The 17,982-nt window shown below is 62.6% G+C and carries 14 protein-coding genes; 13 read left to right on the top strand and 1 reads right to left on the bottom strand.

What is annotated here, in order from left to right:
- The first annotated feature begins 25 nt into the window (after nt 1-25).
- From BFP99_RS04065 to BFP99_RS04045, 5 genes are all read left to right on the top strand, one after another.
- Nucleotides 26-3,541: a DUF2339 domain-containing protein gene (locus BFP99_RS04065; protein ID WP_065946677.1), complete on the top strand. Its 3,516-nt coding sequence runs from the start codon at nt 26-28 to the stop codon at nt 3,539-3,541.
- Nucleotides 3,541-4,893 carry a DUF3999 domain-containing protein gene (locus BFP99_RS04060; RefSeq protein WP_065946709.1) on the top strand — a complete coding sequence of 451 codons (1,353 nt, stop codon included), beginning with the start codon at nt 3,541-3,543 and terminating at the stop codon, nt 4,891-4,893. The genes BFP99_RS04065 and BFP99_RS04060 overlap by 1 nt, the downstream gene beginning before the upstream one ends.
- 110 nt (nt 4,894-5,003) lie before the next feature.
- Nucleotides 5,004-6,014, top strand: a complete 1,011-nt coding sequence (locus BFP99_RS04055; RefSeq protein WP_065946676.1) for a class 1 fructose-bisphosphatase — start codon at nt 5,004-5,006, stop codon at nt 6,012-6,014.
- 176 nt (nt 6,015-6,190) lie between these two features.
- Nucleotides 6,191-6,445, top strand: coding sequence for a hypothetical protein (locus tag BFP99_RS04050; protein WP_027605061.1), 255 nt, complete (start codon nt 6,191-6,193; stop codon nt 6,443-6,445).
- A gap of 30 nt (nt 6,446-6,475) precedes the next feature.
- Nucleotides 6,476-7,045, top strand: coding sequence for a lipocalin family protein (locus BFP99_RS04045; RefSeq protein ID WP_027605060.1), 570 nt, complete (start codon nt 6,476-6,478; stop codon nt 7,043-7,045).
- Between the two features lie 129 nt (nt 7,046-7,174).
- Here BFP99_RS04045 and BFP99_RS04040 read toward each other — a convergent pair whose 3' ends face one another.
- Entirely contained in the window at nt 7,175-8,539 is a 1,365-nt protein-coding gene (locus tag BFP99_RS04040; RefSeq protein ID WP_065946675.1) for a formimidoylglutamate deiminase, read from the bottom strand.
- 147 nt (nt 8,540-8,686) lie between these two features.
- Between BFP99_RS04040 and hutC the strand changes: the two genes are divergently transcribed.
- The 8 genes from hutC (at nt 8,687) to hutH (ending at nt 17,977) form a co-directional block, all read left to right on the top strand.
- Nucleotides 8,687-9,397, top strand: coding sequence for a histidine utilization repressor (gene hutC / locus BFP99_RS04035; protein ID WP_223841674.1), 711 nt, complete (start codon nt 8,687-8,689; stop codon nt 9,395-9,397).
- On the top strand, nt 9,394-9,954 hold the full coding sequence (locus BFP99_RS04030; protein ID WP_065925743.1) for a HutD/Ves family protein: 561 nt from the start codon (nt 9,394-9,396) through the stop codon (nt 9,952-9,954). The genes hutC and BFP99_RS04030 overlap by 4 nt, the downstream gene beginning before the upstream one ends.
- Nucleotides 9,955-10,360: 406 nt before the next feature.
- Nucleotides 10,361-12,031, top strand: coding sequence for a urocanate hydratase (gene hutU / locus BFP99_RS04025; RefSeq protein WP_027605056.1), 1,671 nt, complete (start codon nt 10,361-10,363; stop codon nt 12,029-12,031).
- Between the two features lie 142 nt (nt 12,032-12,173).
- Nucleotides 12,174-13,634, top strand: coding sequence for a purine-cytosine permease family protein (locus BFP99_RS04020; RefSeq protein ID WP_065946674.1), 1,461 nt, complete (start codon nt 12,174-12,176; stop codon nt 13,632-13,634).
- A 70-nt stretch (nt 13,635-13,704) separates the two neighbouring features.
- The gene (locus tag BFP99_RS04015; protein WP_027605054.1) at nt 13,705-14,670 is read left to right on the top strand and encodes an ABC transporter substrate-binding protein; all 966 of its coding nucleotides are present in this window, start codon (nt 13,705-13,707) and stop codon (nt 14,668-14,670) included.
- A 71-nt stretch (nt 14,671-14,741) separates the two neighbouring features.
- Nucleotides 14,742-15,593: an ABC transporter permease gene (locus tag BFP99_RS04010; RefSeq protein WP_027605053.1), complete on the top strand. Its 852-nt coding sequence runs from the start codon at nt 14,742-14,744 to the stop codon at nt 15,591-15,593.
- A complete protein-coding gene (locus tag BFP99_RS04005; RefSeq protein ID WP_051429333.1) occupies nt 15,590-16,414 on the top strand; it encodes a quaternary amine ABC transporter ATP-binding protein in 825 nt (274 codons plus the stop codon). Before BFP99_RS04010 ends, BFP99_RS04005 begins: the two co-directional genes overlap by 4 nt.
- Nucleotides 16,415-16,468: 54 nt before the next feature.
- Nucleotides 16,469-17,977 carry a histidine ammonia-lyase gene (gene hutH, locus BFP99_RS04000; protein WP_065946673.1) on the top strand — a complete coding sequence of 503 codons (1,509 nt, stop codon included), beginning with the start codon at nt 16,469-16,471 and terminating at the stop codon, nt 17,975-17,977.
- Nucleotides 17,978-17,982: the final 5 nt, after the last annotated feature.

Below are 17,982 nucleotides of genomic sequence, written 5' to 3'. Positions count from 1 at the left end.
ACGGTTTGTTTAGGGAATATCGACCATGCAATGGATTTTCATGCTGATTGGCCTGGTGCTCGGCTGGACGCTCGATGAGTCGTTCTATGATGCGGGCATTGGTGCGCTGTTGGGGTTGGGCATTGGCCAGGCGATTCGCCTGTCGAAGCTGGCGGCCCAGGCGCAGCAACAGGCTGTTCAGTTGGAAGCCACGCAGAAGGCGTTGATCGCCCTGGGTGAGCGCCTGCGGCAACTGGAAGTACCCACGCCGACACGCACTGTCATCGTCGAGCCGCCTGTCCCTGAGGCGGCACCTGTCGCCAAGGCGCCTGAACTGGTGTGGGAGCTGCCGGCTGAATTGACGCCTGTCGCCATGGTCGCCGAACCGAGCCAGCCCTTGCCGGATGACGTCTGGACGCCTGCCCCGACGCCACGCCCGCCTCAAGAACCTGCCGCTCCCCGTGGCCCCAACCTGATCGAACGCGCCATCAGCGGCGCACGCAATTGGCTGTTTGGTGGCAACACCGTGCTGCGTGTCGGCGTGGTGCTGCTGTTTCTCGGCCTGGCGTTCCTGCTGCGCTACGCCACCGAAGGTATGGTGGTGCCGATCGAACTGCGTTACGCCGGCGTTGCGGCGGCGGCCCTTGGCCTGTTGGGCCTGGGCTGGTGGCTGCGGCTGCGCAACAGCAACTACGGCTTGATGCTGCAAGGCACCGGGATCGCGGTGCTGTACCTGACGGTGTTTGCCGCGATGCGCCTGCACCCGTTGATCGACCCGAGCGCGGCGCTGGGCCTGCTGGTGGCGGTCACGGTGTTCTCGGCGATCCTGGCGATTACCCAGGATGCGCTGGGACTGGCCTGTGCGGCAGCGCTCGGCGGCTTCGCGGCGCCGATCCTCACGTCCACCGGCGCCGGTAATCATGTCGCGCTGTTCAGTTATTTTGCCCTGCTCAATGCCGGTATCCTCGCCATCGCCTGGTTCAAGGCCTGGCGCCTGCTCAACCTGATCGGCTTTGTCGGCACCTTCGGTATCGGCTTTGCCTGGGGCATGCGTTCCTATACGCCTGAGTTGCTGTGGAGTACCGAGCCGTTCCTGATCCTGTTTTTCCTGATGTACCTGGCTATCGGCCTGTTGTTCGCCCGGCGCAAATTGCGGGAGATGGGCGACGCCCCCGAAGGTCGCGATGCGCTGTTGCGCTGGTCGGCGGCCAAGGGCGATTACGTTGATGGCAGCATGCTGTTCGGCCCGCCGCTGGTGGGGTTTGGCCTGCAGTTCGCGCTGGTGCAGCACCTTGAGTTCGCCGCGGCGTTCAGCGCGCTGGGCCTGGGCATCCTCTACATGGGCCTGGCCCGCGTGCTCAGTGGCGGGCGCGCCTTGCTGCTGGCGGAAACCTGCCTGGCCCTGGGGGTGATCTTTGCCAGCCTGGCGATTCCCCTGGGCCTCGATGCCCGATGGACCGCAGCCGCCTGGGCGGTGGAAGGTGCCGGGATCTTCTGGCTCGGCTTGCGCCAGCAGCGGCCGTTGGCGCGGGCATTTGGCCTGTTGCTGCAATTGGGCTCGGCGCTGGCGTTTCTCAGTGAGCTGCGCATCGGCGAACACACGCTGCTGGAGGGGGCGCCCCTGGGGGCGTTGCTGCTGGGCGCGGCGTTGCTGTTCAGCTTCGACCAACTGCGCAGGGCCGCGACGGAGCAGGCGGCGGAGTGGGAGCGCAAGGGCCTGCCGGTTCTGGCCAGCCTCGGCCTGGCCTTTGTGTACCTGCTCGCGCCGCTGTTGTTGCTGACTCAAGGCACTGCCATCAGTTGGGCGCTCGCCGGCCTGGCGACCCTGTTCATCGGCTTGCGGATTGGCTCGCGCACCTTCCTGTTCACGGCGTTTGCCGTGCAACTGCTGGCCGGGGCGTTGTTCCTGCTGCGCTTGCAAGGCGGCGACTCGGCAGCGGTATTCAACGCCGGCTGGAGCGGCCTGCTCAGCGCGTCGTTGATCGGCCTGGCGTTGATCGGCGGCATGCTGCTGGCGGCGCGCGATGACATGGTGCGCAGCGATGTACGGCTGTTGCGCGGGCTGTCCGTGGTGCTGCTGGCCGGGTTGGTGCTGATCAACCTTGCCGTGCTGTTTGTACTGCCATGGGAAAGCGCCAGCGGTGTGTGGGCGGCCAGTGGGTTGTTGATCATCTGGTTGAGCCTGTACCTGCAACAGCGCGTCAGTTTCGTGTTCGGGTTACTGCTGCAAGTGATCGGCGGCGCGTCGTTCCTGCTGGCGGTGCCGGAGCTGCTCGGGCCTTTGACCAGCGAGGGCCTGCGTCCCCTGGGGCATAGCGGGTTCTGGACACCGATGGTGTTGGGCCTGGCCGCCTTGATCGGTGCCTGGCGCCTGCAGCGTGAACCCCATGCGCCGGTGTTTGCCGTACTCAAGCTGCAACGCCTGTCGGACCTGCTGCTGGTGTGGGGCGCGGCGTGGTGGGCGTTGGCGCTGATCGCTGAAGTGCTGCGGTTTATGCCCGATGAGCTGCGGGGTGCGCTCCTGCTGGGTAGTGCGGCGGTCAGCGTGGCGATCTGGGCGTTGCTCGCGACGCGCCTGCGCTGGGCGTCCCTGGGCATGCTCTGCACCCTGTTGATGCCGGCGGCGGGGATGGTATTGCTGGTGTCTGCGCATAATTATTACCACCCGGCAGCGCACTACGGCTGGCTGGCCTGGCTGGCGGTGTTCGGGGTGCATTTCATCGCGCTGCGGCGTTTGGCGACGCTGGTGCCGGCCACCGTCCTGAGCGTTGCTCACGTGTTGGGTTGCTGGATGCTGATCGGCGTATTGGCGCTGGAGCTGCGCTACGGCCTGTTGTTGCTGTCGAGCGAATACAACGCCTGGCGCTGGCTGGGCTGGGCAATCCTGCCAAGTTTGTACCTGGTGCTGGCTGCTGCACCGCGTCGCTGGCCGTGGCCGGTGTCGGCGTATCCACGGGAATATCGAGTGCTGGCGGCACTCCCATTGGCGGTGCTGATGCTGGGCTGGTTCTGGCTGGCGAATACCTTCAGCGACGGCACGGCCAGGCCGCTGCCCTATGTGCCGTTGCTCAACCCGCTGGACCTCGGCTTGCTGTTTGCGCTGCTGGGCGTGTACCTGTGGTCGCGCAGCGTGGCGCCGCAACGCGGGCCGCGTGCTGAATTGATCGCCCAAGGCATTGCCGGTATTTCGCTGTTCGCGTTCTTTACGGCCCTGGTGATGCGCACCGCACACCACTGGGGCGGCGTGCCGTTCCATCTGGATGGGTTGCTGGAATCGATGTTGGTGCAAGCCGGCCTGTCGATTGTCTGGACCCTGATCGCCCTCGGCCTGATGATCGGCGGTCACCTGCGCCATCGTCGCGAAGTGTGGCTGATCGGCGCGGCGCTGATCGCGGTGGTGGTGGCCAAGCTGTTCTTTGTCGAGCTGAGCAACCGTGGCGGCCTGGCGCGGATCGTGTCGTTTATCGGCGTGGGCGGGTTGTTGCTGGTGGTGGGCTACTTTGCGCCGCTGCCGCCCAAGCGTGCCGAACCTGTGTTGGACACTGAAGGAGCATCCTCTTGATCGGTAAGTTGAGCGTGGTCGTGCTGGGCATCTGTACGACATTGTCGGCGTGGGCGCTGGAAACGCCGGCCGACTTCAGCAGCCAGGTGCCGCTCAGCGTCAGCGGCAACGGCCCCTGGTATCGCCTTGAGTTGCCCTTGGCCGTGCAACTGAATGCGCGCCAGGCTGACCTCAGCGATGTGCGGGTGTTTAACGCTGCCGGTGAACCCCAGGCCTACGCGCTGTCGCGTCAAGCGTCGCAACGCACCGAAAGTCGTGAAGTCACCGACGTGAAGTGGTTCCCGCTGTACGCCGCCGACACCCAGGCAACCTTGCCCGGTGTGGTGATGAAAACCACGGACGAAGGTACCCTGGTGGAAATCAAACCGTCCACCGCACCCAAGCCCGGCAAGCAGGTGCTGCGCGGCTGGGTGCTCGATGCCAGTAAAATCAAGGCGCCGTTGCAGCAGTTGAGCCTGGACTGGAGCCGCGAGCAGGAGGGCTTCCAGCGCTTCAGCATTGAAGCCAGTGATGACTTGCAGCACTGGCAATCCTGGGGGGATGGGCAAGTGGCGCGTTTGTCGTTTGCCGACGAGCGGGTCGAGCAGCATGACGTCAGTTTGCCGGGCCAGTCCGCGCGTTACCTGCGCCTGGTGTGGAAGGGGCAGGCGGCACCGTTGCTGACCTCGGCCAGGTTGGCCAGTGCCACCAGCAGCAGCCTGCCGCTGCCGCTGGTATGGTCGCAGCCGCTCTCGGGCACGCGGCTCAAGGCGGGTGAGTACACTTGGAAGTTGCCCACCGGGCTGGGTGTCGAACGCTTGCGTATCGAGCTGAAGCAGCCCAATACGCTGGCGCCGGTGACGTTGGCGGGGCGACGGGATGGCAATCAAGCCTGGCAGCCGCTGAGCAATGGTCTGCTCTACCGCCTGACCCAGAATGGCCAGGACGTGGTGCAGGACGAGTTGCAACTGCCCGGCCAGACGGTCGCCGAACTCAAGTTGCAGGTCGACGAGCGCGGCGGTGGCCTGGGCGTCGTGGAGCCGGCCCTGCACTTCGCGGTGCGCGCCACGCAGTTGGTGTTCCTGGCGCGGGGCGAGCCGCCGTTCACGCTGGCGCTGGGGAATGCTTCGGTGAAGGCGGCGAACCTGCCGTTTTCGACGCTGATCCCGGATTACACCGCCGAGCGCCTCAACACCCTGGGACAGGCCAAGGTGGCCGGGGCCGTCGCGGTCACTTCGCCAGCGGTCCCGGCGGCGGTCGACAGCGGGCCGAACTGGAAAAAACTCGGACTCTGGGCCGTATTACTGCTCGGCGTGGCGGCGCTGGGAGGCATGGCCTACAGTTTGCTGCGCAAGCCGCCGGAGGCACGTTAAATAAAGTCCATGAACTCTATTGGGTTTAAATCCTCTGATAGGAGGAAATACACCCCCGACTCGCGTTAAACTGCGCGGGTTTTTAGCCCCCCCCTTCATCGGAGCCTTCCATGTCCCGCGTTACCTTGAGTCGCTATTTGATTGAGCAGACCCGCAGCAACAACACGCCTGCCGATCTGCGCTTCCTTATCGAAGTGGTGGCGCGTGCTTGCAAGGAAATCAGCCACGCCGTGTCCAAAGGCGCATTGGGTGGTGTCCTGGGCAGCATGGGCACTGAAAACGTGCAGGGCGAAGTGCAGAAGAAGCTCGACGTGATTTCCAACGAAATCCTGCTCGAAGCCAACGAATGGGGCGGTCACCTGGCCGGCATGGCGTCCGAAGAAATGGACAATGCCTACCAGATCCCGGGCAAATACCCGAAGGGCGCCTACCTGCTGGTGTTCGACCCACTGGACGGTTCGTCCAACATCGACATCAACGCCCCGGTCGGCACCATCTTCTCGGTACTGCGTTGCCCGAACGAATACCTGAGCCAGAACGAAGCCCTGAACGAAAAGGCCTTCCTGCAGCCGGGCACTGAGCAGGTCGCTGCCGGCTACGCGATCTACGGCCCACAGACCATGCTGGTGCTGACCCTGGGCGATGGCGTCAAAGGCTTCACCCTGGACCGTGAAATGGGCAGCTTCGTCCTCACCCATGAAGACATCACCATTCCGGCTTCCACCCAGGAATTCGCGATCAACATGTCCAACCAGCGCCACTGGGAAGAGCCGGTCAAGCGCTATGTGAACGAGTTGATGGAAGGCGAAGAAGGCCCGTTGAAGAAGAACTTCAACATGCGTTGGGTCGCGGCGATGGTGGCCGACGTACACCGTATCCTGACCCGTGGCGGCCTGTTCATGTACCCACGCGACAGCCGCGAGCCGTCCAAACCGGGCAAACTGCGCCTGATGTACGAAGCCAACCCGATGTCCTTCCTGGTAGAACAGGCGGGCGGTGCGTCCACCGACGGCCGCCAGCGCATCCTTGATATCCAGCCCGACGGCTTGCACCAGCGTGTGGCGGTGTTCCTGGGTTCCAAGGAAGAAGTTGAGCGTGTGACCGCCTACCACAAGAAGTAAGCTGCGGCGATAAGTGAACGGCGTTGTTGTGAGCCGGTTCACCCTTAAAGAAGCCCCGAAACGTTTCAGCGTTTTCGGGGCTTTTTTGTTTTCGTTCGTCGGGAACCAGACACCTCTTTTCCCTTCTAAGCTTCTGGCAGATACCCAAGCTGCTTCGTCCCTCCAGGAGTTATTCCATGTCGTTACGCCGTCTCGCTTTGCTGGCCTTTTGCGTGCTGTTGGCCGCTTGCAGCAAGGTCAATCAAGAAAACTACGCAAAGTTGTCGGCCGGCATGCCTAAGGCCGAGGTGGAGTCGCTGCTGGGCAAGCCGACCGATTGTTCCGGCGCACTGGGCATGTCCAGCTGCACATGGGGCGATAAAAACAGCTTTATCAGCGTTCAATATGCCGGTGACAAAGTTCTGATGTTTTCCGGGCAAGGCCTGAAGTAAACCGGGGCGAAAGCCTGCGGGAGAAGAAGAATGATGCGTTTTGTTTTGTTCCTTTGCGCCAGCCTGTTTTTGGCGGGCTGCGCCAGCCATTCTGGCGATGATCTGCAACCCAAGACAGCGAGCAACGTCAACCTCAAGCGTTACCAGGGCACCTGGTATGAGTTGGCTCGATTGCCGATGTACTTCCAGCGCAACTGCGCGCAGTCCGAAGCCCGCTACACATTGCTGCCTGATGGCGATATGTCGGTATTCAACCGCTGCCTCACCACCGAGTGGAAGTGGGAAGAAGCCAAGGGCACGGCCACGCCGCAGGTGCCTGGCAAGACCGACAAGCTCTGGGTGGAATTCAACAACTGGTTTACGTCACTGCTGCCAGGCGTCGCCAAGGGCGATTACTGGGTGCTGTACGTCAGCGATGACTACAAGACCGCCATCGTCGGCAGCCCGAGCCGGCGCTATATGTGGATCCTGTCGCGCACGCCGACGGTCAGTGCGGACACCCGTGAAGACCTGTTGAGCAGGGCGCGGCAGCAAGGGTATGACACCACGCGGTTGATCTGGCGCACGTCGGATAAGCAGATGGCCAAGACTTCGCAATAACCCAGGATCACTACAGATCCAATTGTGGGAGGGGGCTTGCTCCCGATAGCGGTGTATCAGCAGATTATTTCTAGCTGACACACCGCAATCGGGAGCAAGCCCCCTCCCATATTTGTTATGTGTTGCCTGTCAGCTCAGCAAATCTCTCAAGACTTCAGTGAACGCCCGGTTGCTTTCTTCCTCGCCGGCATGCCGCCCATCGCGCACCACCCACTTGCCGTTCACCAGCACATCGCGCACCTGCCGATCACCGCCGGCAAACAGCCAGCGATTGAGGATGCCGTCTTGTGTCGCTGTCGCCAGGTAAGGGTCGTTACCGTCCAGCACGATCCAATCCGCACGCTTGCCCACTTCCAGTCGACCTATCGGCTGCCCCAGCGCTTGTGCGCCGCCGTCCAGCGCCGCATCGAACAACGTACGGCCGACCATCGGCTGGTCGCTGCGATACAAGCGATTGCGCCGTTGATCGCGCAGGCGTTGGCCGTATTCCAGCCAGCGCAGTTCTTCCACCACGCTCAGTGATACATGGCTGTCGGAACCGATTCCCAGGCGTCCGCCCTGGGCGAGGAAATCCACGGCCGGGAAAATCCCGTCGCCCAGGTTGGCTTCGGTGGTCAGGCACAAGCCGGCAATCGCGCGGCTCGTGGCCATGCGTGTCACTTCTTCCGGGTTGGCATGGGTGGCGTGGACCAGGCACCAGCGCTCATCGACCTCGGCGTTGTCGTACAGCCATTGCAACGGGCGTTTGCCGCTCCAGGCCAGGCAGTCGTCGACTTCCTTTTGCTGTTCGGCGATATGGATATGCACCGGGCACGTCTTGTCGCTGGCAGCCAATACCTCATTGATCTGCTGTGGCGTAACCGCGCGCAGCGAGTGGAAGCACAGCCCCAGTTGCTGCGCCGGTTGCGCCGCGAGGATCGGTTTGAGGCGCGCCTGCAGGTCCAGGTAGTTTTGGGTGCTGTTGATAAACCGTCGCTGGCCCTCATTGGGCGCCTGGCCGCCGAACCCGGAGTGGGTATAGAGCACCGGTACCAGCGTCAGCCCGATACCGCTGCTCGCTGCGGCTTGGCTGATCTGCCGTGACAATTCCGTGCGGTCGGCGTAGGGCTGGCCGCTGACGTCGTGATGCACGTAGTGGAATTCAGCCACCGAGGTGTAACCGGCCTTGAGCATCTCGATATACAACTGTCGGGCAATCACCTGCAGTTGCTCCGGGCTGATCTTGCCGACCATGCGGTACATCAGGTCGCGCCAGGTCCAGAAACTGTCATTCGGGTTGCCGGCCACTTCGGCCAACCCGGCCATGGCGCGCTGAAAGGCGTGGGAGTGCAGGTTCGGCATGCCCGCCAATACCGGGCCCCTGAGCCGTTCGGCACCGTCTGCGCTGGCGTTGGCCTCAACCTGTGTCAGCAGGCCATCGGCGCTGACTTCAAGACGTACATCGTTGGCCCATCCACTAGGCAGCAGCGCGCGTTCGGCAAAGAAAGCGGACATGATTAGAGCACCCCGGTCGTGTGTTTATTTGTATATACATATACAGACGTTTGCCTGCTCGGTAAACTCCGGCAATCTATGCATCTTTTCCCCTTGCAAGGATTCCCTGTGCCGACTCCGCCCGCCAAGTCTTCACTGGCTGCCCACATGGACGAAAGTCCGGCGCCCTTGTATGCCCGCGTCAAACAGATGATCAGCCAGCAGATCCTCAACGGCAACTGGCCGCCCCATTACCGCGTACCGTCGGAGAGCGAACTGGTCAGCCAGTTGGGCTTCAGCCGCATGACCATCAACCGTGCCCTGCGCGAACTCACCGCCGAAGGTTTGCTGGTGCGCATGCAAGGTGTCGGTACGTTCGTCGCCGAGCCCAAGAGCCAGTCGGCGCTGTTCGAAGTGCACAACATTGCCGATGAGATCGCCTCCCGCGGTCATCGGCATACCTGCCAGGTCATCACCCTGGGCGAAGAGGCTGCCGGTTCCGAGCGCGCCGTCGCCCTGGAAATGCGCGAAGGCGGGCGGGTGTTCCACTCGTTGATCGTGCATTACGAAAACGATATTCCCGTGCAAATCGAGGACCGTTTCGTCAACGCCCTGGTCGCGCCGGAGTACCTGCAACAGGACTTCACCCTGCAAACCCCCTATGCCTATCTCAACCAGGTGGCGCCGTTGACCGAAGGCGAGCATGTGGTCGAAGCGATTCTCGCCGACGTTGCCGAGTGCAAGTTGCTGCAGATCGAGCCGAGCGAGCCGTGCCTGTTGATTCGCCGGCGTACCTGGTCCGGTCGTCAGCCGGTGACTGCCGCGCGTTTGATCCACCCCGGTTCCCGCCACAGTCTGGAAGGACGGTTCAGTAAATGAGTGCAGTAAAAGTCTGGCGCGCCGCCGATTACGCGCGCATGCCGTGGAAAAACGGCGGCGGCAGTACCGAAGAAATCACCCGCGATGCCGGCGAGGGCCTGGAAGGCTTCGGCTGGCGCCTGTCGATTGCCGATATCGGCGAGTCTGGCGGTTTTTCCACCTTTGCCGGCTACCAGCGCGTGATCACCGTGATCAAAGGCGCAGGCATGGTGCTGACCGTGGATGGCGAGGAGCAGCGCGGGTTGTTACCGCTGCAACCGTTCGCCTTCAAAGGCGACAGCCAGGTTTCATGCCGCTTGATTACCGGGCCGATCCGCGACTTCAACCTGATCTACTCGCCCCAGCGTTACCATGCGCGGTTGCAGTGGGTGGATGGTGTGCAACGGTTTTTCAGCACGGCGCAGACGGTGCTGGTGTTCAGTGTGGCGGATGAAGTGAAGGTGCTGGACGAGGTACTGGGCCATCACGATTGCCTGCAAGTGGACGGTAACAGCGGTCTGCTGGATATTTCCGTCACGGGTCGCTGCTGCATCATCGAACTGACCCCGCGGGGTTAAAAAATGTGGGAGGGGGCTTGCTCCCGATAGCGGTGGATCAGTGGGTATATCCTGGGCTGACACACCGCAATCGGGAGCAAGCCCCCTCCCACATTTGTTTTTGTGTCGCTTATAGAATCTGTTTCCAGTCCCTGCACCAATTTGTTACCGAACGCCCCAGCTCGGCGCAAAACCGCGCTGTCGTGACACACCTCCCTCGCTATAAAACCCCTTCGCAAGAAATTTCATCACGCCTCGAAGCCTTAATTTACAAGGCTCGCACACGCTTTTCGGAAAAATCCTAACACCTCTCTCGGAAAGTTGGCCGCTTGATTGCATATGCTTGTATGTACAAGTAAAGATGTGTGCGTAAGACTCTCCTTCGCACCATCCATGTTCGCGCATCGATCGCCGAGGAGTTCTTGTTGTGACCAAGCCTACAAAATACCGTGACGTCGAAATCCGCGCCGCCCGCGGTAACAAGCTCACCGCCAAAAGCTGGCTGACTGAAGCGCCGCTGCGCATGCTGATGAACAACCTCGACCCGCAAGTGGCCGAGAACCCCAAGGAACTGGTGGTGTACGGCGGTATTGGCCGTGCAGCGCGCAACTGGGAGTGCTACGACCAGATCGTCGAGAGCCTCACCCACCTGAATGACGACGAAACCCTGCTGGTGCAATCCGGCAAGCCGGTCGGCGTGTTCAAGACCCACAGCAATGCCCCGCGTGTGCTGATCGCCAACTCCAACCTGGTACCGCACTGGGCCAGCTGGGAGCACTTCAATGAACTGGATGCCAAGGGCCTGGCCATGTACGGCCAGATGACCGCCGGCAGCTGGATCTACATCGGCAGCCAGGGCATCGTCCAGGGCACCTACGAAACCTTCGTCGAAGCCGGTCGCCAGCATTACGACAGCAACTTGAAGGGTCGTTGGGTCCTCACCGCCGGCCTCGGCGGCATGGGCGGTGCCCAGCCTCTGGCCGCAACCCTCGCTGGCGCGTGCTCGCTGAACATTGAATGCCAGCAGGTCAGCATCGATTTCCGCCTCAATAGCCGCTATGTCGACGAGCAGGCCACCGACCTCGATGACGCCCTGGCCCGCATCGCCAAGTACACAAAGGAAGGCAAGGCCATCTCCATCGCGTTGCTGGGTAACGCCGCTGAAATCCTGCCGGAACTGGTCAAGCGTGGCGTGCGCCCGGACATGGTTACCGACCAGACCAGCGCCCACGACCCGCTCAACGGTTACCTGCCGGCCGGCTGGACCTGGGACGAATACCGCGCCCGCGCCAAGACCGAACCGGCTGCCGTGATCAAGGCCGCCAAGCAGTCGATGGCAGTGCACGTCAAAGCCATGCTGGACTTCCAGAAGCAAGGCATCCCGACCTTCGACTACGGCAACAACATCCGCCAGATGGCCCAGGAAGAGGGCGTGGAAAATGCCTTCGACTTTCCAGGCTTCGTACCGGCGTACATCCGTCCGCTGTTCTGCCGTGGCATCGGCCCGTTCCGCTGGGCTGCGCTGTCGGGCGACCCGCAGGACATCTACAAGACCGACGCCAAGGTCAAAGAGCTGATCCCCGATGACGCACACCTGCACAACTGGTTGGACATGGCGCGCGAGCGCATCAGCTTCCAGGGCCTGCCAGCGCGTATCTGCTGGGTTGGCCTGGGCCAACGCGCCAAGCTCGGCCTGGCGTTCAACGAGATGGTGCGTAGCGGCGAGCTGTCGGCACCGGTGGTGATCGGTCGTGACCACTTGGACTCCGGTTCGGTCGCCAGCCCCAACCGCGAAACCGAATCCATGCAGGACGGTTCCGACGCCGTGTCCGACTGGCCGCTGCTCAACGCCTTGCTCAACACCGCCAGCGGCGCGACCTGGGTTTCGCTGCACCACGGTGGCGGCGTGGGCATGGGCTTCTCCCAGCACTCCGGCATGGTGATCGTCTGTGACGGGACCGACGAAGCGGCCGAGCGCATCGCCCGCGTGCTGCACAACGACCCGGCCACCGGTGTGATGCGTCATGCGGACGCCGGTTACCAGATCGCCATCGACTGCGCCAAAGAGCAGGGCCTCAATCTTCCAATGATCAAGTAACCAATGTGGGAGGGGGCTTGCTCCCGATGGCGGTGTATCAGCCAATAGGTCTGGTGACTGACCCACTGCTATCGGGAGCAAGCCCCCTCCCACAGTTGAGCGGCGGCGACCCCCAAGACAATCCATCAGAGGTTGAACACCCATGGCTGCAAGTGACGCGCGTGCAAGCACCACCCCGTTGATCGAAAGGCGTTCGATCGACTACATCCCGGAAGCGGAAAGACACGGTCGTCTCTTGAGCCAGTTCACCCTGTGGCTGGGTGCCAACCTGCAGATCACGGCGATCGTCACCGGGGCCCTGGCCGTGGTGCTGGGCGGTGATGTGTTCTGGTCGTTGATCGGTCTGTTGATCGGTCAACTGCTGGGCGGCGGCGTCATGGCGTTGCATGCGGCGCAAGGGCCCAGGCTGGGCCTGCCGCAGATGATCTCCAGCCGGGTGCAGTTCGGTGTGTACGGCGCGGCGATTCCGATCGTGCTGGTCTGCCTGATGTACCTTGGTTTCACCGCAACCGGCACCGTGCTTTCCGGCCAGGCCCTGGGCCAGTTGTTTGGTGTCAGCGACAGCGTCGGGATCCTGATCTTCGCCAGTGTCATCGTGCTGGTCACGGTGCTCGGTTACCGGGTGATCCACTTCATCGGCCGCGTTGCCAGCGTCATTGGCGTGATTGCCTTTGTCTACCTGTTCAGCCGTCTGATGAGCCAGGCCGACGTAGGCGCACTCCTGCAAATCCGCCACTTCAGCTGGAGCAGCTTCCTGCTGGCGGTGTCGCTCGCGGCCTCCTGGCAAATCGCCTTCGGCCCGTACGTGGCGGACTATTCACGCTACCTGCCGAGCAACACGTCCTCGCTGAAAACCTTTCTTGCCGCAGGCGCAGGTTCGGTGGTGGGTGCACAAGTGGCGATGATCCTCGGCGTGTTTGCCGCGGCCATGTCCAACGGGCAATTTGCCGGTCACGAAGTGGCCTACATCGTCGGCCTGGGCGGTACCGGAGCCACTGCGGCGCTGCTGTATTTCAGCATCGCGTTCGGCAAGGTCACCATCTCCACGCTGAACTCCTACGGCAGCTTCATGTGCATTGCCACGATCATCAGCGGCTTTCGCGGTCGCCTCGAGGTCACGCGCTTGCAGCGCCTGTTTTTCGTACTGGCCATCGTCGGTACGGCGACCCTGATCGCCTTGCTCGGGCAGCACTCGTTCCTGGGGGCGTTCAAGTCCTTCATCCTGTTCCTGCTGGCGTTTTTTACCCCATGGAGCGCGATCAACCTGGTCGACTACTACTGCATCACCCGCGATCGCTACGACGTGCCGGCGCTGGCCGATCCGAACGGGCGCTATGGCCGTTGGAACCTGCTCGGTATCAGCGTGTATGTCTTCGGTGTGCTGGTGCAATTGCCGTTCATCTCCACCAAGTTCTACACCGGTCCCCTGGTGGCGGCCCTGGGGGATGTGGATATTTCCTGGATCATCGGCCTGGTTCTTCCCGCCGCGCTCTATTGCTGGGCGGCGAAAAAGTGGCCTCGCGCAACGCCTGAACACCTGACCCTGCCGACAGAGCAGGGCGCTGCACCGACGACGACAAACGGGCTGGTTGCACAGGCCTGATGGGACGTGGACAGGGCAGGATGCCTACTGACTGCCGTAATCCATTTCAAGATTTGGGAGCGTCACAACAATGAAAATGCATAAGACCCTGTTGGCCACCGTGTTTTCCGCGGGCTTGCTGGCCACTGCTGGCGCCCAGGCGGCCGGTTGGTGTGAATCCGGCAAACCGGTGAAATTCGCCGGCCTGAACTGGGAAAGCGGCATGTTGCTCACCGACATCCTGCAAACCGTGCTGGAAAAAGGCTACGACTGCAAAACCGACAGCTTGCCAGGCAACTCCATCACCATGGAAAACGCCCTGAGCAGCAACGACATCCAAGTGTTTGCCGAAGAATGGGTCGGCCGCAGCGAAGTCTGGAACAAGGCCGAGAAGGCCGGCAAAGTCGTCGGTGTCGGTGCCCCGGTGGTGGGCGCCGTAGAAGGCTGGTACGTACCGCGCTACGTGATCGAAGGCGACGCCAAGCGCAAGCTGGAAGCCAAGGCGCCGGACCTGAAAAACATCGCCGACCTGGCCAAGTACGCCGCGGTGTTCAAGGACCAGGAAGAACCGTCCAAGGGCCGTTTCTACAACTGCCCGGCCGGCTGGACCTGCGAGCTGGACAACAGCGAAATGCTCAAGAGCTACGGCCTGGAAAGCACCTACACCAACTTCCGCCCAGGCACCGGCCCGGCGCTGGATGCGGCGGTGCTGTCGAGCTACAAGCGTGGCGAGCCGATCCTGTTCTACTACTGGTCGCCAACCCCGCTGATGGGCCAGGTCGACCTGGTCAAGCTGGAAGAAAAACCCGGTGTGGATAAGACCGTGAGCATCAAGGTCGGCCTGTCCAAGACCTTCCACGAACAAGCCCCGGAACTGGTGGCCGTGCTGGAAAAAGTCAACTTGCCCATCGACCTGCTGAACCAGAACCTGGGGCGCATGGCCAAGGAGCGCATTGAGTCGCCGAAACTGGCGAAAATTTTCCTCAAGGAACATCCTGAAGTCTGGCACGCCTGGGTGAGCGACGAGGCAGCCAAGAAAATCGACGCGGCCTTGTAGGTCAAGTGTGCACGGCTACCCTCATGGGTAGCCGGGCGCCTGGCCACAACCCACTGGATCGAGAGCACGCTATGTTTCCTGAGAGTTTTACGTTTTCCATCGCCGACTGGGTCAATGGTTGGGTGGATTCACTGGTCACCAACTACGGCGATGTGTTCCGGCACATCTCCGACACCCTGCTGTGGGCCATCGTCAACCTGGAAGGGCTGCTGCGCGCCGCCCCCTGGTGGCTGATGCTGGCCATCGTCGGCGCCGTTGCCTGGCATGCCACCCGCAAGGTGCTGACCACGGCGGTGATCGTTGGTTTGCTGTTCCTGGTGGGCGCGGTCGGCCTGTGGGACAAGCTGATGCAGACCCTGGCGCTGATGATGGTTGCCACGGTGATCTCGGTGTTGATCGGCATCCCGCTGGGCATCCTGTCGGCGCGCAGCAATCGCCTGCGTTCGGTGTTGATGCCGCTGCTCGACATCATGCAGACCATGCCCAGCTTCGTGTACCTGATCCCGGTGCTGATGCTGTTCGGCCTGGGCAAGGTGCCAGCGATTTTCGCCACGGTGATCTACGCCGCGCCGCCACTGATTCGCCTCACCGACCTGGGGATTCGCCAGGTCGACGGCGAAGTCATGGAAGCCATCAACGCCTTTGGTGCCAACCGCTGGCAACAGCTGTTCGGCGTGCAATTGCCGCTGGCGCTGCCGAGCATCATGGCCGGTATCAACCAGACCACCATGATGGCGTTGTCGATGGTAGTGATCGCCTCGATGATCGGCGCCCGTGGCTTGGGTGAAGACGTCCTGGTCGGCATCCAGACCCTCAACGTCGGCCGTGGCCTCGAAGCCGGGCTGGCGATCGTGATTCTCGCCGTGGTCATCGACCGCATTACCCAGGCCTATGGTCGTCCACGGCATGAGGCGAGCAAATGACTACTGTCAGCAAAATCGAAGTTAAAAACGTCTTCAAGATCTTCGGCGCCCGCTCCAAGGAGGCGCTGGCGATGGTTGGCCAGGGCAAGACCAAGGACCAGGTGCTGGCCGAGACCGGCTGCGTGGTCGGCGTGAACGATTTGTCCCTGAGCATCGGCACCGGTGAGATCTTCGTGATCATGGGCCTGTCGGGCTCGGGCAAATCCACGCTGGTGCGCCACTTCAACCGCCTGATCGACCCCACCAGCGGCGCGATCCTGGTGGACGGCGAAGACATCCTGCAACTGGACATGGACGCCCTGCGCCAATTCCGTCGGCACAAGATCAGCATGGTGTTCCAGAGCTTCGGCCTGCTGCCCCACAAGAGCGTGCTCGACAACGTCGCCTACGGCCTCAAGGTGCGTGGCGAAACCAAGCAGGTCTGCGCTGAACGCGCGCTGCACTGGATCGAAACCGTGGGCCTCAAGGGCTACGAAAACAAGTACCCGCACCAGCTCTCCGGCGGCATGCGCCAGCGTGTCGGCCTGGCCCGCGCCCTGGCCGCTGACACCGACATCATCCTGATGGACGAAGCCTTCAGCGCCCTCGACCCGCTGATCCGCGCCGAGATGCAGGACCAGTTGCTCGAGCTGCAAAAGACCCTGCACAAGACCATCGTGTTCATCACCCACGACCTCGACGAGGCCGTGCGTATCGGCAACCGCATCGCGATTCTCAAGGACGGCCGGCTGATCCAGGTCGGCACGCCGCGGGAGATCCTGCATTCGCCGGCGGATGAGTATGTGGATCGGTTTGTCCAGCGGCGTGCGGCGGTGGTCTGACCCAGGTTCTGTGGTGAGGCCGGCAAAGCTGTAGAGAATATGAAGAGGTCAACAATGTCCCAGGCAGCAAAAATCATCATCGCCGACACCCCCCTGCGCTGGCAGGACGTGGTCGCCGTGGCCCGTCACGGTGCGGTGCTCGAACTCTCGGGCCAGGCCTGGGCGCGTATCGACAATGCCCAGGCCATCGTGCAGCGCATCGTTACCAGCGGCGAACGCGCCTACGGCGTGAACACCGGGTTGGGCGCATTGTGCAACGTGTCGCTTAAAGGCGAGCAACTGAGCCAGCTGTCGCGCAATACCCTGTTGAGTCACGCCTGTGGCGTCGGCCCGGTCCTCAGCGACGAGCAGACCCGCGCGATCATCTGCGCGGCGGTCATCAACTACAGCCACGGCAAATCCGGCCTGCATCCGCAGGTGGTGCATTCGCTGCTGGCGCTGCTCAACCACGGCATCACGCCACAAGTACCGTCCCAGGGCTCGGTGGGTTACCTGACTCATATGGCCCATGTCGGCGTGGCGCTGCTGGGTGTCGGAAATGTGAGCTATCGCGGCCGGATCGTCCCGGCGCAACAGGCCCTGGACGAAGAAGGTTTGCAGCCGGTGGTCCTCGGCGCCAAGGACGGCCTGTGCCTGGTCAACGGCACGCCGTGCATGACCGGCCTGAGCTGCCTGGCCCTGGCCGACGCCCATCACTTGCTGCAATGGGCCGACGTGATCGGCGCCATGAGCTTCGAGGCACAACGCGGCCAGATCGACGCCTTTGACGAAGAAATCATCGCCCTCAAGCCGCACACGGGCATGCAGCATGTCGGCCGCAACCTGCGTGCGTTGCTCGATGGCAGTGAAGTGATTGCGAGCAGCAAAGGCATCCGCACCCAGGACGCCCTGAGCCTGCGCTCGATCCCGCAGATCCACGGCGCGGCGCGCGACCAGGTGGAACACGCCACTCGTCAGATCGAGACCGAACTCAACAGCGCCACCGACAACCCGCTGGTGCTCGGCACGCCGGACCACTACCGCGTGGTGTCCCAGGCCAACCCCCACGGCCAGTCCGTCGCCCTGGCGGCCGACCTGCTGGCGATTGCCCTGGCCGAAATCGGCTCGGTGGCCGAGCGCCGCCTCGACCGCCTGATCAACCCCCACGTCAGCGGCCTGCCGGCGTTCCTGGTGAGCAACCCAGGGGTCAACTCCGGGATGATGATCGTGCAGTACGTCGCCGCCTCGCTGTGCGGACAGAACCGCCAATTGGCGCAACCGGCGGTGCTCGACAACTTCGTCACCTCGGGCCTGCAGGAGGACCACCTGAGCATGGGCACCAACGCCGCGCTCAAGCTGCACCAGGTAGTGGCCAACGTCACCCAGATCCTCGCCATCGAGTACCTGCTGGCGGCCCAGGCCTTCGAATTCCTGAAAGACCAGCGCTTCGGCGCGGGCACCGATCGCGCCTGGCGCCTGTTGCGTGAAGTGGTGCCGGCCTATGAGCAGGACCGTTGGCTGGCGCCGGATATTGCGGCCGCCGCCAAGGTGCTCAAGGACACCGCATTACCGAATCTGTACTGAATACT

This window comes from Pseudomonas sp. 1 R 17, from assembly GCF_900067035.1.
In the GTDB taxonomy this organism is placed as follows: domain Bacteria; phylum Pseudomonadota; class Gammaproteobacteria; order Pseudomonadales; family Pseudomonadaceae; genus Aquipseudomonas; species Aquipseudomonas marginalis.
This window is presented reverse-complemented; position numbering and strand designations above follow the sequence as displayed.